The organism is Pseudomonas sp. BJa3, from assembly GCF_026343815.1.
GTDB lineage: Bacteria > Pseudomonadota > Gammaproteobacteria > Pseudomonadales > Pseudomonadaceae > Aquipseudomonas > Aquipseudomonas soli.
Window position 1 is genome coordinate 26,929 of the sequence record NZ_JAOXMC010000031.1, and the last position, 15,303, is coordinate 42,231.

The 15,303-nt window shown below is 64.6% G+C and carries 14 protein-coding genes; 8 read left to right on the forward strand and 6 right to left on the reverse strand.

Annotated features, from left to right (window positions below):
• The first annotated feature begins 67 nt into the window (after positions 1–67).
• The 6 genes from livH to OH705_RS25865 all read left to right on the forward strand — a co-directional run bounded on the left by livH (position 68) and on the right by OH705_RS25865 (position 6,226).
• Positions 68–991: a high-affinity branched-chain amino acid ABC transporter permease LivH gene (livH, locus tag OH705_RS25840; protein WP_028692119.1), complete on the forward strand. Its 924-nt coding sequence runs from the start codon at positions 68–70 to the stop codon at positions 989–991.
• Positions 988–2,244: a high-affinity branched-chain amino acid ABC transporter permease LivM gene (locus tag OH705_RS25845; RefSeq protein WP_094012560.1), complete on the forward strand. Its 1,257-nt coding sequence runs from the start codon at positions 988–990 to the stop codon at positions 2,242–2,244. Before livH ends, OH705_RS25845 begins: the two co-directional genes overlap by 4 nt.
• Positions 2,241–3,008, forward strand: a complete 768-nt coding sequence (gene livG / locus OH705_RS25850; RefSeq protein WP_023631159.1) for a high-affinity branched-chain amino acid ABC transporter ATP-binding protein LivG — start codon at positions 2,241–2,243, stop codon at positions 3,006–3,008. Before OH705_RS25845 ends, livG begins: the two co-directional genes overlap by 4 nt.
• Entirely contained in the window at positions 3,009–3,710 is a 702-nt protein-coding gene (locus OH705_RS25855; RefSeq protein ID WP_023631160.1) for an ABC transporter ATP-binding protein, read from the forward strand. It abuts the gene before it with no gap.
• A 121-nt stretch (positions 3,711–3,831) separates the two neighbouring features.
• Complete coding sequence (locus OH705_RS25860) at positions 3,832–4,509, forward strand: COG3650 family protein (RefSeq protein WP_094012561.1); 678 nt, start codon at positions 3,832–3,834, stop codon at positions 4,507–4,509.
• 103 nt (positions 4,510–4,612) lie between these two features.
• Positions 4,613–6,226: an NAD(P)/FAD-dependent oxidoreductase gene (locus OH705_RS25865; RefSeq protein WP_267303292.1), complete on the forward strand. Its 1,614-nt coding sequence runs from the start codon at positions 4,613–4,615 to the stop codon at positions 6,224–6,226.
• A 75-nt stretch (positions 6,227–6,301) separates the two neighbouring features.
• Here OH705_RS25865 and OH705_RS25870 read toward each other — a convergent pair whose 3' ends face one another.
• Entirely contained in the window at positions 6,302–6,766 is a 465-nt protein-coding gene (locus OH705_RS25870; RefSeq protein WP_023632818.1) for a glycine zipper 2TM domain-containing protein, read from the reverse strand.
• Between the two features lie 147 nt (positions 6,767–6,913).
• Here OH705_RS25870 and OH705_RS25875 point away from each other — a divergent pair, with 147 nt between their 5' ends.
• Positions 6,914–7,144 carry a hypothetical protein gene (locus tag OH705_RS25875; protein ID WP_267303293.1) on the forward strand — a complete coding sequence of 77 codons (231 nt, stop codon included), beginning with the start codon at positions 6,914–6,916 and terminating at the stop codon, positions 7,142–7,144.
• 30 nt (positions 7,145–7,174) lie between these two features.
• Here OH705_RS25875 and pdxH read toward each other — a convergent pair whose 3' ends face one another.
• The 5 genes from pdxH to dinG all read right to left on the reverse strand — a co-directional run bounded on the left by pdxH (position 7,175) and on the right by dinG (position 14,603).
• Positions 7,175–7,822 (reverse strand): pyridoxamine 5'-phosphate oxidase, encoded by a 648-nt coding sequence (pdxH, locus tag OH705_RS25880; RefSeq protein WP_023632819.1) that lies wholly within the window; start codon positions 7,820–7,822, stop codon positions 7,175–7,177.
• Between the two features lie 18 nt (positions 7,823–7,840).
• Complete coding sequence (locus OH705_RS25885) at positions 7,841–8,818, reverse strand: OmpA family protein (protein WP_038706649.1); 978 nt, start codon at positions 8,816–8,818, stop codon at positions 7,841–7,843.
• 99 nt (positions 8,819–8,917) lie between these two features.
• Positions 8,918–10,063 carry an EstA family serine hydrolase gene (locus OH705_RS25890; protein ID WP_038706650.1) on the reverse strand — a complete coding sequence of 382 codons (1,146 nt, stop codon included), beginning with the start codon at positions 10,061–10,063 and terminating at the stop codon, positions 8,918–8,920.
• A gap of 97 nt (positions 10,064–10,160) precedes the next feature.
• The gene (locus OH705_RS25895) at positions 10,161–12,377 is read right to left on the reverse strand and encodes a beta-galactosidase (protein ID WP_267303294.1); all 2,217 of its coding nucleotides are present in this window, start codon (positions 12,375–12,377) and stop codon (positions 10,161–10,163) included.
• A gap of 81 nt (positions 12,378–12,458) precedes the next feature.
• Complete coding sequence (dinG, locus tag OH705_RS25900; protein WP_217868630.1) at positions 12,459–14,603, reverse strand: ATP-dependent DNA helicase DinG; 2,145 nt, start codon at positions 14,601–14,603, stop codon at positions 12,459–12,461.
• A gap of 98 nt (positions 14,604–14,701) precedes the next feature.
• Here dinG and OH705_RS25905 point away from each other — a divergent pair, with 98 nt between their 5' ends.
• Complete coding sequence (locus OH705_RS25905) at positions 14,702–15,166, forward strand: CopD family protein (RefSeq protein ID WP_046854476.1); 465 nt, start codon at positions 14,702–14,704, stop codon at positions 15,164–15,166.
• The last annotated feature ends 137 nt before the right edge of the window (positions 15,167–15,303 follow it).

Sequence of the window (15,303 nt, forward strand, 5' to 3'; positions counted from 1 at the left end):
ACGAGAACAAGGGGCCGGGGTCATCCCCCGCCAGAGAAATGCAAATCAGGTTTTTAGGAGCGCTGTAATGCCTGAGATCTACCATTTCCTACAACAACTGGTTAACGGATTGACCATCGGCAGTACCTACGCGCTGATCGCCATCGGTTACACGATGGTGTACGGCATCATCGGCATGATCAACTTCGCCCACGGCGAGGTGTACATGATCGGTTCCTACGTGGCCTTCATCGCCCTCGCCGGGCTGGCCATGATGGGCATCCACTCGTTGCCGATCCTGATGACCGTGGCCTTCGTCGCCACGATCTTCGTCACCAGTGCCTACGGCTACAGCATCGAACGGGTCGCCTACCGGCCGCTGCGCAACAGCAACCGGCTGATCCCGCTGATCTCCGCCATCGGCATGTCGATCTTCCTGCAGAACACCGTCCTGCTGTCACAGGACTCGAAAGACAAGTCCATCCCCAACCTGATCCCCGGTAGCTTCTCGTTCGGCCCGGGGGGCGCTGAGGAAGTGCTGGTCTCGTACATGCAGATCCTGGTGTTCGTGGTGACCCTCGTCGCCATGACCTGCCTCACCCTGTTCATCTCCCGTTCCCGCCTGGGGCGCGCCTGCCGCGCCTGCGCCGAGGACATCAAGATGGCCAACCTGCTGGGCATCAACACCAACAACATCATCGCCCTGACCTTCGTCATCGGTGCCGCGCTGGCGGCGGTGGCGGCCGTGCTGCTGAGCATGCAGTACGGAGTGATCAACCCCAACGCCGGTTTTCTGGTGGGTCTGAAGGCCTTCACCGCGGCGGTACTGGGCGGCATCGGCAGCATCCCGGGCGCCATGCTCGGCGGGCTGGTGCTGGGCGTGGCCGAAGCGTTCGGCGCCGACATCTTCGGCGACCAGTACAAGGACGTGGTGGCATTCGGTCTTTTGGTTCTTGTCCTGCTGTTCCGGCCGACCGGCATCCTGGGCCGCCCGGAGGTTGAAAAAGTATGAACAGAAATCTCAAACAGGCGTTCTTCAGCGCCTTGCTGGTCTGGGCCGTGGCCTTCCCGGTGCTGGGCCTGAAACTCAGCATCGATGGCATCAGCCTGGTGGTGCATAGCCAGGGTTCGTTCACCATCGGCATCATCGCCGCGTGCTCGGTGCTGATGTTCCTGCGGGTCTTGTTCGACAAGCAGTGGAGCGCGGTGATGGGCCGCCGCTCGGAGCGCAAGCTGGTACCGCCTTCAGTGAGCAACTTCCTGACCCTCCCGAAAACCCAGCGCTGGGTGATCATGGGCCTGATCGTCGCCGCCCTGATCTGGCCGTTCTTCGGCTCCCGCGGCGCGGTCGACATCGCCACGCTGATCCTGATCTACGTGTTGCTGGGCCTGGGCCTGAACATCGTGGTCGGCCTTGCGGGCCTGCTCGACCTGGGTTACGTAGGTTTCTACGCCGTCGGCGCCTATAGCTACGCGATGCTCTCGCACTACCTGGGCTGGAGCTTCTGGGTGTGCCTGCCGATCGCCGGCCTGATGGCCGCGACCTTCGGCTTCCTGCTCGGCTTCCCGGTGCTGCGCCTGCGCGGTGACTACCTGGCGATCGTGACCCTGGGCTTCGGCGAGATCATCCGCCTGTTCCTGCGAAACCTCACCGACTGGACCGGCGGCCCCAACGGCATCAGCAACATCCCCAAGCCGGAGTTCTTCGGCCTGACCTTCGAGCGCCGCGCCGCCGAGGGGATGCAGACCTTCCACGAGTTCTTCGGGCTGGAATACAACTCGATCAACAAGGTCATCTTCCTCTACCTGGTCGCCCTGCTGCTGGCCCTGCTGGCGCTGTTCGTGATCAACCGCCTGCTGCGCATGCCGATCGGCCGTGCCTGGGAAGCGCTGCGTGAAGACGAGATCGCCTGCCGCGCGCTGGGCCTGAACCCAACCGTGATCAAGCTCTCGGCGTTCACCCTGGGTGCCTGCTTCGCCGGTTTCGCCGGCAGCTTCTTCGCCGCCCGCCAGGGCCTGGTGACACCGGAGTCGTTCACCTTCATCGAGTCGGCGATCATCCTCGCCATCGTCGTGCTGGGGGGCATGGGTTCGCAGTTGGGCGTGATTCTCGCGGCCATCGTGATGATCCTGCTGCCGGAGATGATGCGTGAGTTCAGCGAATACCGGATGCTGATGTTCGGTGCGCTGATGGTGTTGATGATGATCTGGCGTCCGCAGGGCCTGCTGCCCATGCAACGTCCGCACATGGAGCTGCCTCGATGAGCCGCGAAATTCTGCAAGTCAGCGGCCTGAGCATGCGCTTCGGCGGCTTGTTGGCGGTCAACGGCGTGGCCCTGACCGTCAAGGAAAAACAGGTGGTGGCACTGATCGGCCCGAACGGCGCCGGCAAGACCACCGTGTTCAACTGCCTGACCGGCTTCTACAAGCCCAGCGGCGGCACCATCCTGCTCGACGGCCAGCCGATCCAGGGCCTGGCCGGCCATCAGATCGCCCGCAAGGGCGTGGTGCGAACCTTCCAGAACGTGCGCCTGTTCAAGGAAATGACCGCGCTGGAAAACCTGCTGATCGCCCAGCACCGCCACCTCAACACCAACTTCTTCGCCGGCCTGTTCAAGACCCCGAGCTTCCGCCGCAGCGAGAAGGAGGCCATGGAGCGCGCCCAGTACTGGCTGGAGAAGGTCAACCTGACCGAGTTCGCCAACCGTACCGCCGGCACCCTGGCCTACGGCCAGCAACGGCGCCTGGAAATCGCCCGCTGCATGATGACCCAACCGCGGATCATCATGCTCGACGAACCGGCCGCCGGCTTGAACCCCAAGGAGACCGAGGACCTCAAGGCCCTCATCGCCTACCTGCGCGAATCGCACAACGTGACCGTGCTGCTGATCGAGCACGACATGAAGCTGGTGATGAGCATTTCCGACCACATCGTGGTGATCAACCAGGGCACGCCCCTGGCCGACGGCACGCCGGAAGAGATTCGCGGCAACCCTGATGTGATCAAGGCCTACCTGGGGGAGGCGTAAATGCTGAAGTTCGAGAACGTTTCCACCTTCTACGGCAAGATCCAGGCGCTGCACAGCGTCAACGTCGAGATCAACCAGGGCGAGATCGTCACCCTGATCGGCGCCAACGGCGCCGGCAAGTCGACCTTGCTGATGACCCTGTGCGGCTCGCCCCAGGCGAGCAGCGGCAGCATCAAGTACCTGGGCGAGGAACTGGTCGGCCAACCGTCGTCGCACATCATGCGCAAGAGCATCGCGGTAGTGCCGGAAGGTCGCCGCGTGTTCGCCCGCCTGACCGTCGAGGAAAACCTGGCCATGGGCGGCTTCTTCACCAACAAGGGCGACTACCAGGAGCAGTTGGACAAGGTCCTGCAACTGTTCCCGCGTCTGAAGGAGCGTTACATCCAGCGTGGCGGCACCATGTCCGGTGGCGAGCAGCAGATGCTGGCCATCGGCCGGGCGCTGATGAGCAAGCCCAAGCTGCTGTTGCTGGACGAACCATCGCTGGGCCTCGCGCCGATCATCATCCAGCAGATCTTCGACATCATCGAACAGCTGCGCCGCGATGGCGTGACCGTGTTCCTGGTGGAGCAGAACGCCAACCAGGCGCTGAAGATCGCCGACCGCGCCTATGTGCTGGAGAACGGCAAGGTGGTGATGCAGGGTACCGGTGAAGCGTTGCTGACCGACCCGAAGGTACGCGATGCGTACCTCGGGGGTTGAATGATCAAAGGGCCTTCGGGCCCTTTTTTCTTGCGCCGCGATGAGGCCGTGCCTCTTGTAGAGGCCCGGCAGGCTCGGTAACGTGACCGGCACTTTTTGCCCGAACACCGGAGCCCGCCTGATGCGCCTCACCCCTTCCCTGCTGCTCACCGCCCTGCTGCCGCTGTTCGCAGGCTGCCAGATGCTGGCCGAAAAACCGGTCGACCCGAACCTGGGCACCACCCGTCTGCAAGGCGAACTGAGCGCGGCCGGCGGCCATCTGCTGTTCAAACCCTGCAACGAGAGCCGCCGCTTCATCGTCAACGACGCTGCCAGCACCGGCATCCTGCAAGAGGCCGCCACCCTGGCCGACGACGCCGGTGACAAGCTGTTTGCCGATGTCCGCGCGCGCATGGCCGGCAGCAAGCAGGCAGGCAGCGACGGCCAGCTCGACGTGACCCGCCTGTACCGCCTCGACACCTCCGAGTACCGCGGCTGCGAAGACCCCAACTTCAAGCAGTTGACCCTGCGCGCCGGTGGCCATGAGCCGGACTGGGACATCAAGGCCAGCGGCAAGGGCATGGTGCTCAACCGCATCGGCCAGGAGCCGTTGCCATTGCCTTACCTGGAAGAAGCGCTGCCCGGCGGCGGCCTGAGCCTGTCCAGCGAGGCCAACGGCCAGCGTGTCGAACTGTGGGTCGCGCCACAGCGCTGCGTCGACGGCGCCACCGGCGCCATCCGCCACCTCAAGGCCGAGCTGCGCATCGACGGCAAGACCCTGCAGGGCTGCGCCTACTACGGCGGCGCCCGCGACCTCTGATCACCGGGTGCTTTTATCCTGCCAGTCGGGGCGGCTAACAGCTTATACTTGGCGGTTTGTGTAAAGCCGCCGGCCGCCCATGGCCGGGATACTGGACCCTGCCATGCTACGAATCACCGAACTGAAGCTGCCCCTGGACCACTCCGACGACGAGCTGCGCGCCGCCATCGTCCAGCGCCTGGGCATCAGCGATGAGCAACTGCTCGGCTTCACCCTGTTCAAGCGCAGCTACGATGCGCGCAAGAAGAACAGCGAGCTGCTGTTCATCTACACCATCGACCTTGAAACCAGCAACGAAGACGAGCTGCTGCGCCGCTTCGAAGGCGACGCCAAGATCGGCGTGGCCCCGGACGTCAGCTACAAGTTCGTCGGCCAGGCCCCGGCCGAGCTGCCTGCGCGCCCGATCGTGGTCGGCTTCGGCCCCTGCGGCATCTTCGCCGGGCTGCTGCTGGCGCAGATGGGCTTCAAGCCGATCGTGCTCGAGCGCGGTAAAGAGGTGCGCCAGCGTACCAAGGACACCTGGGGCCTGTGGCGCAAGAGCGTGCTCAACCCCGAATCCAACGTACAGTTCGGCGAAGGCGGCGCCGGGACTTTCTCCGACGGCAAGCTGTACAGCCAGATCAAGGACCCGAACCACCACGGGCGCAAGGTGCTGGAAGAGTTCGTCAAAGCCGGCGCGCCCGACGAGATCCTCTACATCAACAAGCCGCACATCGGTACCTTCCGCCTGACCAGCATGGTCGAGAAGATGCGCGAGGAAATCATCACCCTGGGCGGTGAGGTACGCTTCGAGCAGAAGGTCACCGACCTGCTGGTGGACGGCGAGCAGCTCAGCGGCGTGGTACTGCAGAGCGGTGAACAGTTGCACTCGCGGCATGTGGTGCTGGCCCTGGGGCACAGCGCCCGCGATACCTTCCGCATGCTCCACGCCAAGGGCGTGTTCATGGAGGCCAAGCCGTTCTCGGTCGGTTTCCGTATCGAGCACCCGCAGTCGCTGATCGACAAGGCGCGCCTGGGCAAGTACGCCGGCCACCCGAAACTCGGCGCCGCCGACTACAAGCTGGTGCACCACGCCAAGAACGGTCGTTCGGTCTACAGCTTCTGCATGTGCCCGGGCGGCACCGTGGTCGCCGCCACCAGCGAGCCTGGCCGTGTGGTGACCAATGGCATGAGCCAGTACTCGCGCAATGAGCGTAACGCCAACTCCGGCATCGTCGTCGGTATCGACCCCGAGCGCGACTACCCGGGTGGCCCGCTGGCCGGTATCGAGCTGCAGGAGCGCCTGGAAGCCCATGCCTACGTGATGGGCGGCAGCAACTACCAGGCACCGGCGCAGTTGGTCGGTGACTTCGTCGCCGGGCGCCCGTCCACCGCGCTGGGCAGCGTCGAGCCGTCGTACAAACCGGGCGTGACCCTGGGCGACCTGGCACCGAGCCTGCCGGACTTCGCCATCGAGGCGATACGTGAAGCGCTGCCGGCCTTCGACCGCCAGATCAAGGGCTACAACCTGCACGACGCGGTGCTGACCGGCATCGAAACCCGCACCTCGTCGCCACTGCGCATCACCCGTGACGCCAGCTTCCAGAGCCTCAACCTCAAGGGCCTGTTCCCGGCAGGTGAAGGCGCAGGCTACGCCGGCGGCATCCTGTCCGCTGGTGTCGACGGAATTCGCATCGCCGAAGCGGTGGCACGGGATATCCTCGGGCTGAACGACTAACCCGATCGCCTTTCGCAGACAAAAAGAAACCCCGACACGGCCAAGCCGGTCGGGGTTTTCTTTTCAAGCGTGCTGTCAGTGAGTGACGCGGCTGGTGCCGTCGACAGTCATGATGCGAACACGCTCGCCCACACGGAAGATCTCGTTCTGCTGCACTTGCTGCACGTAGGCGCGCATGCTGCCGTCGTCTTCACGCACGGTGATCTCGACGCCTTGGGTACGGGTCAGGCCTTCTTCGGCGGCGGAGCCAGCCAAGCCACCGGCCACGGCACCGATCACCGCCGCGACGATGCTGCCACGGCCACCACCGACGGCACTGCCGGCGACACCACCGACAATGGCGCCAGCGCCGCCACCGATTGGCGTCTTGGTGCCTTCGATCTTCACCGGACGCAGGGATTCGATGGTGCCCATGCGCACGGTCTGCACGCGGCGGGCCTCATCACGGGAGTAGCTGTCGCCGGTCAGCGACGATTGGCAGCCGCCCAACAGCAGCGACACGGTGGTGAAGCTGGCCAGCAGCAAAGCGGATTTACGCATGGGGACAATCTCCATAAGACAGGTGTCCATTAGACTCCGCGCCTTGACAAGTGTCACGGCGCAAACGTTATAAAATTGTTCTCATTCAGCTCAGGTACAGCCGTTGCTGGCTGATTTGCGGGCCTACAGGTGAGACCAAGGATAGCCATGGATTACTTCATCGTCGTCATCGTGACGGTCGCCGGGCTGTATTTTCACGGGTGGCTGTATGTGCGCATGCGCCGCTGGATGGACCGGGACCTGGCGCTGTCGCTGGCCGGGGAGGATCCGGCGAAGCAGGACTTCATGCTCAAGTTGCTGGAGCGGGCGCGGGTGGAGAAGGTGCGGCGCAAGGAGTTGGCGGCGTGGCTGGAACGGGAGGCGGCGGGGTATCGTTGATGATGGGGCCGCGTTGCGGCCCCATTCTTGTCAGGGCGCCAGGCGCTCGCGCGCCCACTGGCCATTGACCAGGCGGTAGTTCAGGCGGTCATGCAAGCGGCTCGCTCGCCCCTGCCAGAACTCGATGCGCTCGGGTAGCAAGCGGTAACCGCCCCAATGCTCCGGGCAATGCGGCTGGCTGTCGGAAAAGCGCGCCTCGGTGGCCCTGACCAGGCCTTCCAGCTCCTGGCGATCGGCAATCACCCGGCTCTGCGGCGACGCCCAGGCCCCCAGCCGGCTGCCCAGCGGGCGCACCTGGTAATAGTCGTCCGACTCCTTGGCCGTGACCTTCTCCACCCGCCCCTCGATCCGCACCTGGCGCTCCAGCGCCGGCCAGAAGAAGGTCATCGCCGCATAAGGGTTGGCCGCAATGTGCTGGCCCTTGGCACTTTCATAGTTGGTGAAAAAGGTAAAACCGCGTGCGTCCAGCGCCTTGAGCAGCAACACCCGGCAATGCGGACGCCCCTCGGCATCAACGGTGGCCAGGGTCATGGCGTTGGCTTCCACCGGTAGCTGCTCGGTCTTCACCGCATCGGCGAACCAGTGGTGGAACAGCGCGAACGGCTCCCCGGGAGCCTGGGCTTCGGCCAGGCCATCACGGGTGTAGTCGCGGCGCATATCGGCCAGGGATTGGGTCATGCTGCGTTTCCTTGACGATCAGTTGGTCTTCGCAGGGCTGTTGGCGGCGACTTTCTTGTCGGTGGCGACCTTCTTCGCGGCTGGCTTGGCCACAGCGGCTTTCTTCTTGGCGGTGGTGCTGGCCTTGACCGGCGCCTTGGCTTTGGCGGCAGGTTTCTTCGCAGCCGGCTTGGCGGCGGCCTTGGCGACAGGCTTGGCGGCCGGGGCCTTGGCGTCCTGGGTGGCAACCATCGCCGCCGGAGCCGGCGCCGGGGCGGCCTGCTGGTACTTGGCGAGCAATGCGACCATGGTGTTCTGCGGGGTCAGCAGCAGTTCGACACGGCGGTTCAAGGCACGGCCTTCGGCGCTGTCGTTGGCGGCACGCGGCATCACCGCGCCCATGCCCTTGAGCATCAGGCGGTCGCGCTGCAGGCCGCTTAGACGGAAGATCGCCGACACCGAAGCGGCGCGCTCGAGACTGAGCTTCTGGTTGGCGGCCGTGGCGCCGCTGGTGTCGGCGTGGCCGAGGATCAGCACAGCGGTCTTGGTATCGGTCTCGATGACCTTGGCGACCTGGGTGATCGGGCCAAGGGTCGCGGGCAGCAGCATGTTCGGGCGATCAGGGTTGTAGGAGCTGTCGACGGGGATGGTCACCGCCAGCAAATCCTCGCGGCGCTCCAGCTCGAACTTGCTGCCCTTGATCGCTTCGCGGACCTTCGGCTCGTACTGGTCGAGCCAGGCCTGCGTAGCCTTGTGGTCGATCTTCGGCACCGCCGCGACCGTGTCCTTTTTCTCATCGCTGCCGAACGGCCACCACCAACGGCTGCCGCTTTCGGACTTGGCGTCGGCCTTGGCCACGTTCTCGACGACGGCCTCCTTCACTTCCTTGTCAGCGACCTTGTCCGAACCAAATGGCCACCAGTTCAGGCCACCGTCCTTTGCGGCGTCCGGGGAGTGGCTGGCGCAACCGGTCATGGCCAGGCACAGGGCGAGTGCTAAGGTTTTATGTGAAGACATCAGCGATACACCATGAAATAGAAAGAAATTTTGCCCATACGCTTCAGGCGTTGGCATTGAGGATAGTCAAAGGGAACTGGCAATACCCGCGTTACCCGATCAAAGGCAACTGCCAAGCACCCGCACCAGTTTCTGCGCGCGGGGATCCATCAGCACGTAGGGGCCGAGGGTATTGGTGACGAAGCCGAAGGCCACGTCATGTTCGGGGTCGGCAAAACCGACCGAGCCACCGGCGCCGGGGTGACCGAAGGCACGTGCGCCAAGGCCGAAGGTGGCGTTGGCCACCTCCGGCTGGTCGAGCATGCAACCCAGGCCGAAACGGGTCTGGGTGAGCAGCGTGCGGTCCTGGCCCAGGCTGTGCTCGCGGGTCAGTTCGTCAAGCAGTTCGGATTCGAGCAGGCTGCCGTCGAGCAGGCCGGCATAGAAGCCCGCCAGGCTGCGGGCATTGCCATGGCCATTGGCCGCCGGCTGCTGCATGCGCCGCCATTCGGGCTTGTTGGTGCTGGTGAGGATCGCTGGCGGGTTGGTGAAGGCCCGGGTGGACAAGGCCTCGGGCTCGCGCATCGTCACCTGCAGCAGGCGCTGGGCGGCGGCATCGCCAGGGTTGCCCTTGCCGCGGGCGATATGCGCCACGCGGTGGAACTCTTCATCCGCCAGGCCAACGTGGAAGTCCAGGCCCAGCGGCTTGGCGGTGCGGGCGACGATGGAGTCGCCCGGACCACGACCATCGGCGCGGCGGATCAATTCGCCAATCAGCCAGCCGTAGGTGATCGCCGCGTACCCGTGCTCGCTGCCGGGCGTCCACCAGGGCGTTTCAGCGGCGAGGGCATCGACCATGGCCTGCCAGTCATACAGGGCTTCGGCCGGCAGCAGCTCGCGGATGGCCGGCAGGCCGGCGCGGTGGCTGAGCAGCTGCCGCAGGGTGACTTGCTCCTTGCCGGCTTGGGCGAATTCCGGCCAGTAGCGCGCCACCGGCGCGTCGAGGGCGAGCTTGCCCTCGCCCACCAGTTGCAGGGCGGTGACGGCGGTAAAGGTCTTGGTGCAGGAGAACAGGTTGGCGATGGTGTCGCTGTGCCAGGCCTCGCGGCCATCCTTGTCGGCACTGCCGGCCCACAGGTCGACCACGGTTTCTCCGCCGACCTGGATGCACAACGCGGCACCACGTTCCTGGGGATCCTCGAACAACGCGGCGAAAGCATCGCGCACCGCCTCGAACTTCAGCTCATAGTGACCCTGGATCTGCACCCGACTACCTCTCTTTACTGCCTGGCTTGCAAAGGGGTGCATTGTTTCAGTAGTTGGGCGATTTGCCTACTGAAGATGGCTGGGTGGTTATCCGGAACTACGGCTTGTCCAACGCTGTGCGCAAATGCCCAAGGACTTGCAGGTTGCTGCGGCGTACCGCCTCGATGAACCCCGCATAAGGCACATCGGTGACAGCGACCAGGCCAAGATGACCGTTCTCGCCATCGAGCAGGCGCCCGCTGGCGGGTTGATCGAGATACTGGAACCAGTGCGCGCCGACGATCATCGGCTGATTCATGGCGGCCTTGAGGAAGTTGGCATACGCCGGGCCACGGTCTTCCTCGCGGGCCACTTCCAGCGGGCCTGGCCAGAACGGACCACGGTCGCGCGAGCCGAACTGGAACTCCGAGACCAGCACCGGCTTGTCGAGCTCGGCCAGGCGGGCGAAGTCGTAGCCGTCGTCAGGCTTCAAGGTATAGAAGTTGAAGCTCAGCACATCACAGAACTCGGCGCAGGCCTTCACCGCCTCGGGGGTGCTGACCGCGTAGCGGCCACCGAGCAGCAGATGGTTGGGCGCATGCCATTTCAGCGCGTCGGAAATGGTCTTGAAATAGGTTTCGGCAAACACCTGCTGGAAGTACTGGTAGTCGCGCTCGATTTCCGGATGCTCCGGGTTGGGCAACGGCGCCTCGAAACCCGGGTCTTCCATCAGCTCCCAGGCGGTCAGCTCAATACCCCAGGCCTTCGACAGCCCCTGCTGGTTGCGGTACTTGTCGCGCAGTTGCTTGAGGAAAGCGCGCTTGGCCGGCACATCGGTGGTCAGGCGCAAGGTGCCATAGGCCAGGCCATACCGTGCCTTGGGGTCGTCCCCCGGCGCGGCCCAGGCCAGCTCGTTGTCGGCGAAGTAACCGATCAGCCAAGGATCGTCACGGTGATCCCGGGCAGCAATGGCCACGGCACGCTCGGTGGCCATGGCGAAACGCGGGTCGAACGGGTCGGGCATGCGCCCCCACCAGTCCATGCCGGTGCTGATGCTGGCGTAGTCACCGACGATCGACAGCGGCAGGGTGTACGGCAGGCGCTTGGCTTGCCCGAGCGACGCATCGCTCCAGTTGCCAAGGGTATTGAAGCCCCAGGCCTGCAGGCGATCCAGGGTATGGGTCTGCCAGCGCTGGGCGTCCAGCACCGCCACCGGGCACGCCACCTCTCCCTGCGGGCAAGGCTTGCCGTAGGTGCGCTGAAGATTGGCCGCGTAGAAGTCGAACCAGCGCCCCTGCTTGAAACCACGGCCTTGGGACGACGCATTGCCGTCATCGTTGTTGCCTTCGCCATAGAAGGCACTCAGGGTGTCGCCTTCTCCCGGCAAGGCTTTGAACATGCCCTCACGGCCGGCGACATAGGTGCGCCCGCCATCGGCGTCGACGGCATTGACGCCGAGCGAATAGAACGGATGCCCTTCCGGCGTCACCAGGTACCAGCGACCGTCGCGTTTCTCGGTGCGGAAGAAGCCCTTGGCTTCGAACGCAGGACCCTCCAGCAGGCCGCCATAGGTATCCAGCTTGAGCTTGTCGCGCTCGGCCAGCCAGCCCTTGAGCTGTGCCTGTTCACGGCTGTCGGCAGCCTTGAGCTGCTCGTCGTTGACGATTCTTTCCGGCCAGCGACCACGGGTCGATTGCCCATAGACATCGATCAGTTGGTCGTAGGCAGCCTTGAACGCCTGGTCGTCATCCTGCACGCCGACCTTCTCGATCAACAGGCTCTGCGCAACCTTGGGGCCGGGGATGCTCAAGCTGACCGAGGTGACTTGGGCCAGGTCGGCTGCTCCTTCGCTGCTTGCCAGCAGCAGGCGCTGGCCTTCGTAGGTCCAGGGCATCGGCGGCCCGGCGCGCATGCCCTGGCTCAGTGGTGAACGGGCCTTGAGCGGTATCATCACGGTCTGCGCAGGCCCGGCCGGCAGGTCGATGCGGCTGGTGAGCGTGCGTCCGTCGCTGCTTTGCACCACCACATCAACGGTCAGCGCCCAGTCCATGCCGCTCTGCAGGCGCAGGGTCAGCGCCTGGCCGGCAGACCAGTCCCACGCCCCGCTCTGCGGCGCGAGGCGCAGTGTCGGCTGCGCCACCGGGTTGAACACCACGCGCCGCAACACCTCGCCTTCGGCTGTCTGCTCCGCGTTGTACTGCGGCAGGCTGGTGTCCTGGGTGATGACATTCACCACCGAGGCCGGGCGCACGAAGCTGAACAGGGTCTGCTGCCCGGCCAGCAAAGGCGCACTGAACAACACGGAGAACACGACAGGCAAGGCGCGGCGGATCATGGGGCGGTGGCTCTCCTTCGGAGCCCGTCATGGGCTCGCAATCGAGTAATGGACAACGGGTTGTGAGTGTTGCTCCGGCAGTCAGCCGATTTCCCGTCGGAAAGGTGGCAGCGCATTGAGAATAGCCTTGCCATAGCGTTGCGTGACCAGACGGCGGTCAAGCAAGGTGATCACGCCACGGTCCTGCTCGGTACGCAGCAGCCGGCCACAGGCCTGGATCAGGCGCAGCGAGGCGTCGGGCACGGCGATTTCCATGAACGGATTGCCGCCACGGGCTTCGATCCATTCGGCCAGCGCGGCCTCGACCGGATCGTCCGGCACCGCGAAGGGGATCTTGGCGATCACCACATGCTCGCAATAGGCGCCCGGCAGGTCGACACCCTCGGCGAAGCTGGCCAGGCCGAACAGCACGCTGTGTTGGCCGTCGTCGACCCGCGCCTTGTGCTTGTTCAGGGTTTCCTGCTTGGACAGGTTGCCCTGGATCAGCACCAGCTTGCGCCAGTCGCGGTCCAGGCCGTCGAACACGTCCTGCATCTGTTTGCGCGAGGAGAACAGCACCAGCGCGCCGCGGGCGTCCTCGACGATGGCTGGCAGCTCGCGAATGATCGCCGCGGTGTGCGCCGTGGCGTCGCGCGGATCGGCACCCAGGTCGGGCACCCGCAGCAGCCCGGCGTCACCATGCACGAACGGGCTGGGCACCACGCACTGAACCGCGTCGCGTGGCAGGCCCGAACGCATGCGGAAGCGGTCGAACTTGCCCAGCGCAGTGAGCGTCGCCGAGGTCACCAGGGCGCCATAGGCGACGTTCCACAGGCTCTTGCGCAGCATCTCGGCAGCGAGGATGGGGCTGGCGTTGACCTCGATGTCGAACAGCGCGCCGCTTTCGGCCAGGGTCAGCCAACGAGCCATGGGCGGGTTGTCTTCGGGGTCTTCAGCGGTAAAGGCGGTCCACAGCTCCCAGTTGCCCTGGGCACGGGTCACCAGGCTGCCGAACAGTGGGTACCACTCCTCGGCCTGGTGGCTGGCGATACCGATGTTGTTCTCGCCGTCCATGCCTTCCTTGAGCAGGTCGGCCAGGCGGGTGAACAGGTCGTTGAGGCGGGCGAAACCTTTCTTGAGCTCGATGCCTACTTCACGGATCTGCTCCGGTACCACGCCGCCCTCGAAGCGATAGCGCGGGCGGTCGCGGCCTTCCATGTCCTCGCCGGTGCGGAAATCCGCCACCTGCTCGCAGAGGGTGAACATGAACTGCTGCTGGGTACGCACCTCGCGGGCCAGCTCCGGCACCTGCTCGATGTACTTGCCGAGGTCGCCCGGCAGTGGATGCTGGGCCAGCAGTTTGGTCAGGTTCTTGGCGGTCTGCTCCAGCCAGTCGGCGGTGGAGCGCAGCCGCGAATAATGGGCGAAATGGCCGATGGCCTTGTCCGGCAGGTGGTGGCCTTCGTCGAACACGTACATTGTGTCGCGCGGGTCGGGCAGCACGGCGCCACCGCCAAGTGCCAGGTCGGCCAGGACCATGTCGTGGTTGGTGACGATCACGTCGACCTTGCCCATACCTTCACGGGCCTTGTAGAACACGCACTGCTGGAAGTTGGGACAGTGCCGGCCGGTGCATTGGCTGTGATCGGTGGTCAGCCGTGCCCAGTCCTGGTCCTCGATGGCCTCCGACCAGCTGTCGCGATCGCCGTCCCAGCGGTTGCCGGCGAGCTTCTCGATCATGCTGTTGAACAGCTTCTGGCTGCGCTCGTCGACCTCGATGCGAAAGCCCTCCTCCTCGAACAGCTGGGCGGTGGCCGACTGGGCGTGGCCTTCCTGCAACAGGACGTCGAGCTTGGACAGGCACAGGTAACGGCCACGGCCCTTGGCCAGGGCGAAGCTGAAGTTCAGCCCGCTGTTGCGCATCAGGTCGGGCAGGTCCTTGAAGACGATCTGCTCCTGCAGCGCCACAGTCGCGGTGGCGATCACCAGGCGCTTGCCGGCGGCCTTGGCGGCGGGGATCGCGGCCAGGCTGTAGGCGACGGTCTTGCCGGTACCGGTACCGGCCTCGACGGCAACCACCGCGGGCTCGCCGGCACGGCGGCCTTCATCGTCGCTGGCGATATCGCCGAGGACCTTGGCCACTTCGGCGATCATCAGGCGCTGGCCGTAACGCGGCTTGAGGCTTTTGGCTTCGAGGAAACGCGAGTAGGCGCCCTGGATGGTGGCTTTGAGTTCGTTGCTGATCATGGTCTGCAGGCGCCCGGAGGGCTGGATATATTTTCAGTGTTTCGCATGGGCCGGCTATCATACCCCGCTATTGCCCTTTGTGCCGCATGGAGATCCGGATGCTTGCCTTTGCCCTGCCCTACACCTTGCATGTCCTGGCCGCCCTCGTCTGGGTCGGCGGGATGTTCTTCGCCTGGCTGGTGCTGCGGCCGGCCACGGTTGCAGCGCTGGAGGGGCCTGCGCGGCTGCGATTGTGGGTGGAGGTTTTCCAGCGGTTCTTCAGATGGGTCTGGCTGGCGGTGGCGGTGCTGGCTGTCAGCGGGGTCGGCATGATCCACCTGCGGTTTGCCGGGTTCGAGACCGCGCCTCGTTATGTGCAGGTGATGATTGGCGGGGGGATTGTCATGTTTGCGTTGTTCATGCGGGTTCAGGGGTTGTTGTTGCCTGAGCTGCGTGCGGCGGTGGAGGCTGGGGATTGGGCTTCGGGGGCTGGGGTGTTGGGGCGGATTCGGCGGTTGGTTGGGGTTAATTTGTTGATTGGGGTGTTAGTGGTGGGGGTGGCAAGTTCGCGGGTTTTGGTTTGAGGGGTTTGGGTTTGGCTTGAGAGATTTTTTTGGTAGTTGTAAGCACATTCGTAGACGATATCGACATTTAGTCACCCTTTCGCCTTTACGGCGACCTACTTTTGTCTTGACAAAAGTAGGCAAAACCGTTCGGCTCC

Coding starts and splice junctions, on each gene's coding strand:
- livH (WP_028692119.1), top strand. CDS start 68: ATGCCTGAGATCTACCATTTCCTACAACAACTGGTTAACGGATTGACC.
- OH705_RS25845 (WP_094012560.1), top strand. CDS start 988: ATGAACAGAAATCTCAAACAGGCGTTCTTCAGCGCCTTGCTGGTCTGG.
- livG (WP_023631159.1), top strand. CDS start 2,241: ATGAGCCGCGAAATTCTGCAAGTCAGCGGCCTGAGCATGCGCTTCGGC.
- OH705_RS25855 (WP_023631160.1), top strand. CDS start 3,009: ATGCTGAAGTTCGAGAACGTTTCCACCTTCTACGGCAAGATCCAGGCG.
- OH705_RS25860 (WP_094012561.1), top strand. CDS start 3,832: ATGCGCCTCACCCCTTCCCTGCTGCTCACCGCCCTGCTGCCGCTGTTC.
- OH705_RS25865 (WP_267303292.1), top strand. CDS start 4,613: ATGCTACGAATCACCGAACTGAAGCTGCCCCTGGACCACTCCGACGAC.
- OH705_RS25870 (WP_023632818.1), bottom strand. CDS start 6,766: ATGCGTAAATCCGCTTTGCTGCTGGCCAGCTTCACCACCGTGTCGCTG.
- OH705_RS25875 (WP_267303293.1), top strand. CDS start 6,914: ATGGATTACTTCATCGTCGTCATCGTGACGGTCGCCGGGCTGTATTTT.
- pdxH (WP_023632819.1), bottom strand. CDS start 7,822: ATGACCCAATCCCTGGCCGATATGCGCCGCGACTACACCCGTGATGGC.
- OH705_RS25885 (WP_038706649.1), bottom strand. CDS start 8,818: ATGTCTTCACATAAAACCTTAGCACTCGCCCTGTGCCTGGCCATGACC.
- OH705_RS25895 (WP_267303294.1), bottom strand. CDS start 12,377: ATGATCCGCCGCGCCTTGCCTGTCGTGTTCTCCGTGTTGTTCAGTGCG.
- dinG (WP_217868630.1), bottom strand. CDS start 14,603: ATGATCAGCAACGAACTCAAAGCCACCATCCAGGGCGCCTACTCGCGT.
- OH705_RS25905 (WP_046854476.1), top strand. CDS start 14,702: ATGCTTGCCTTTGCCCTGCCCTACACCTTGCATGTCCTGGCCGCCCTC.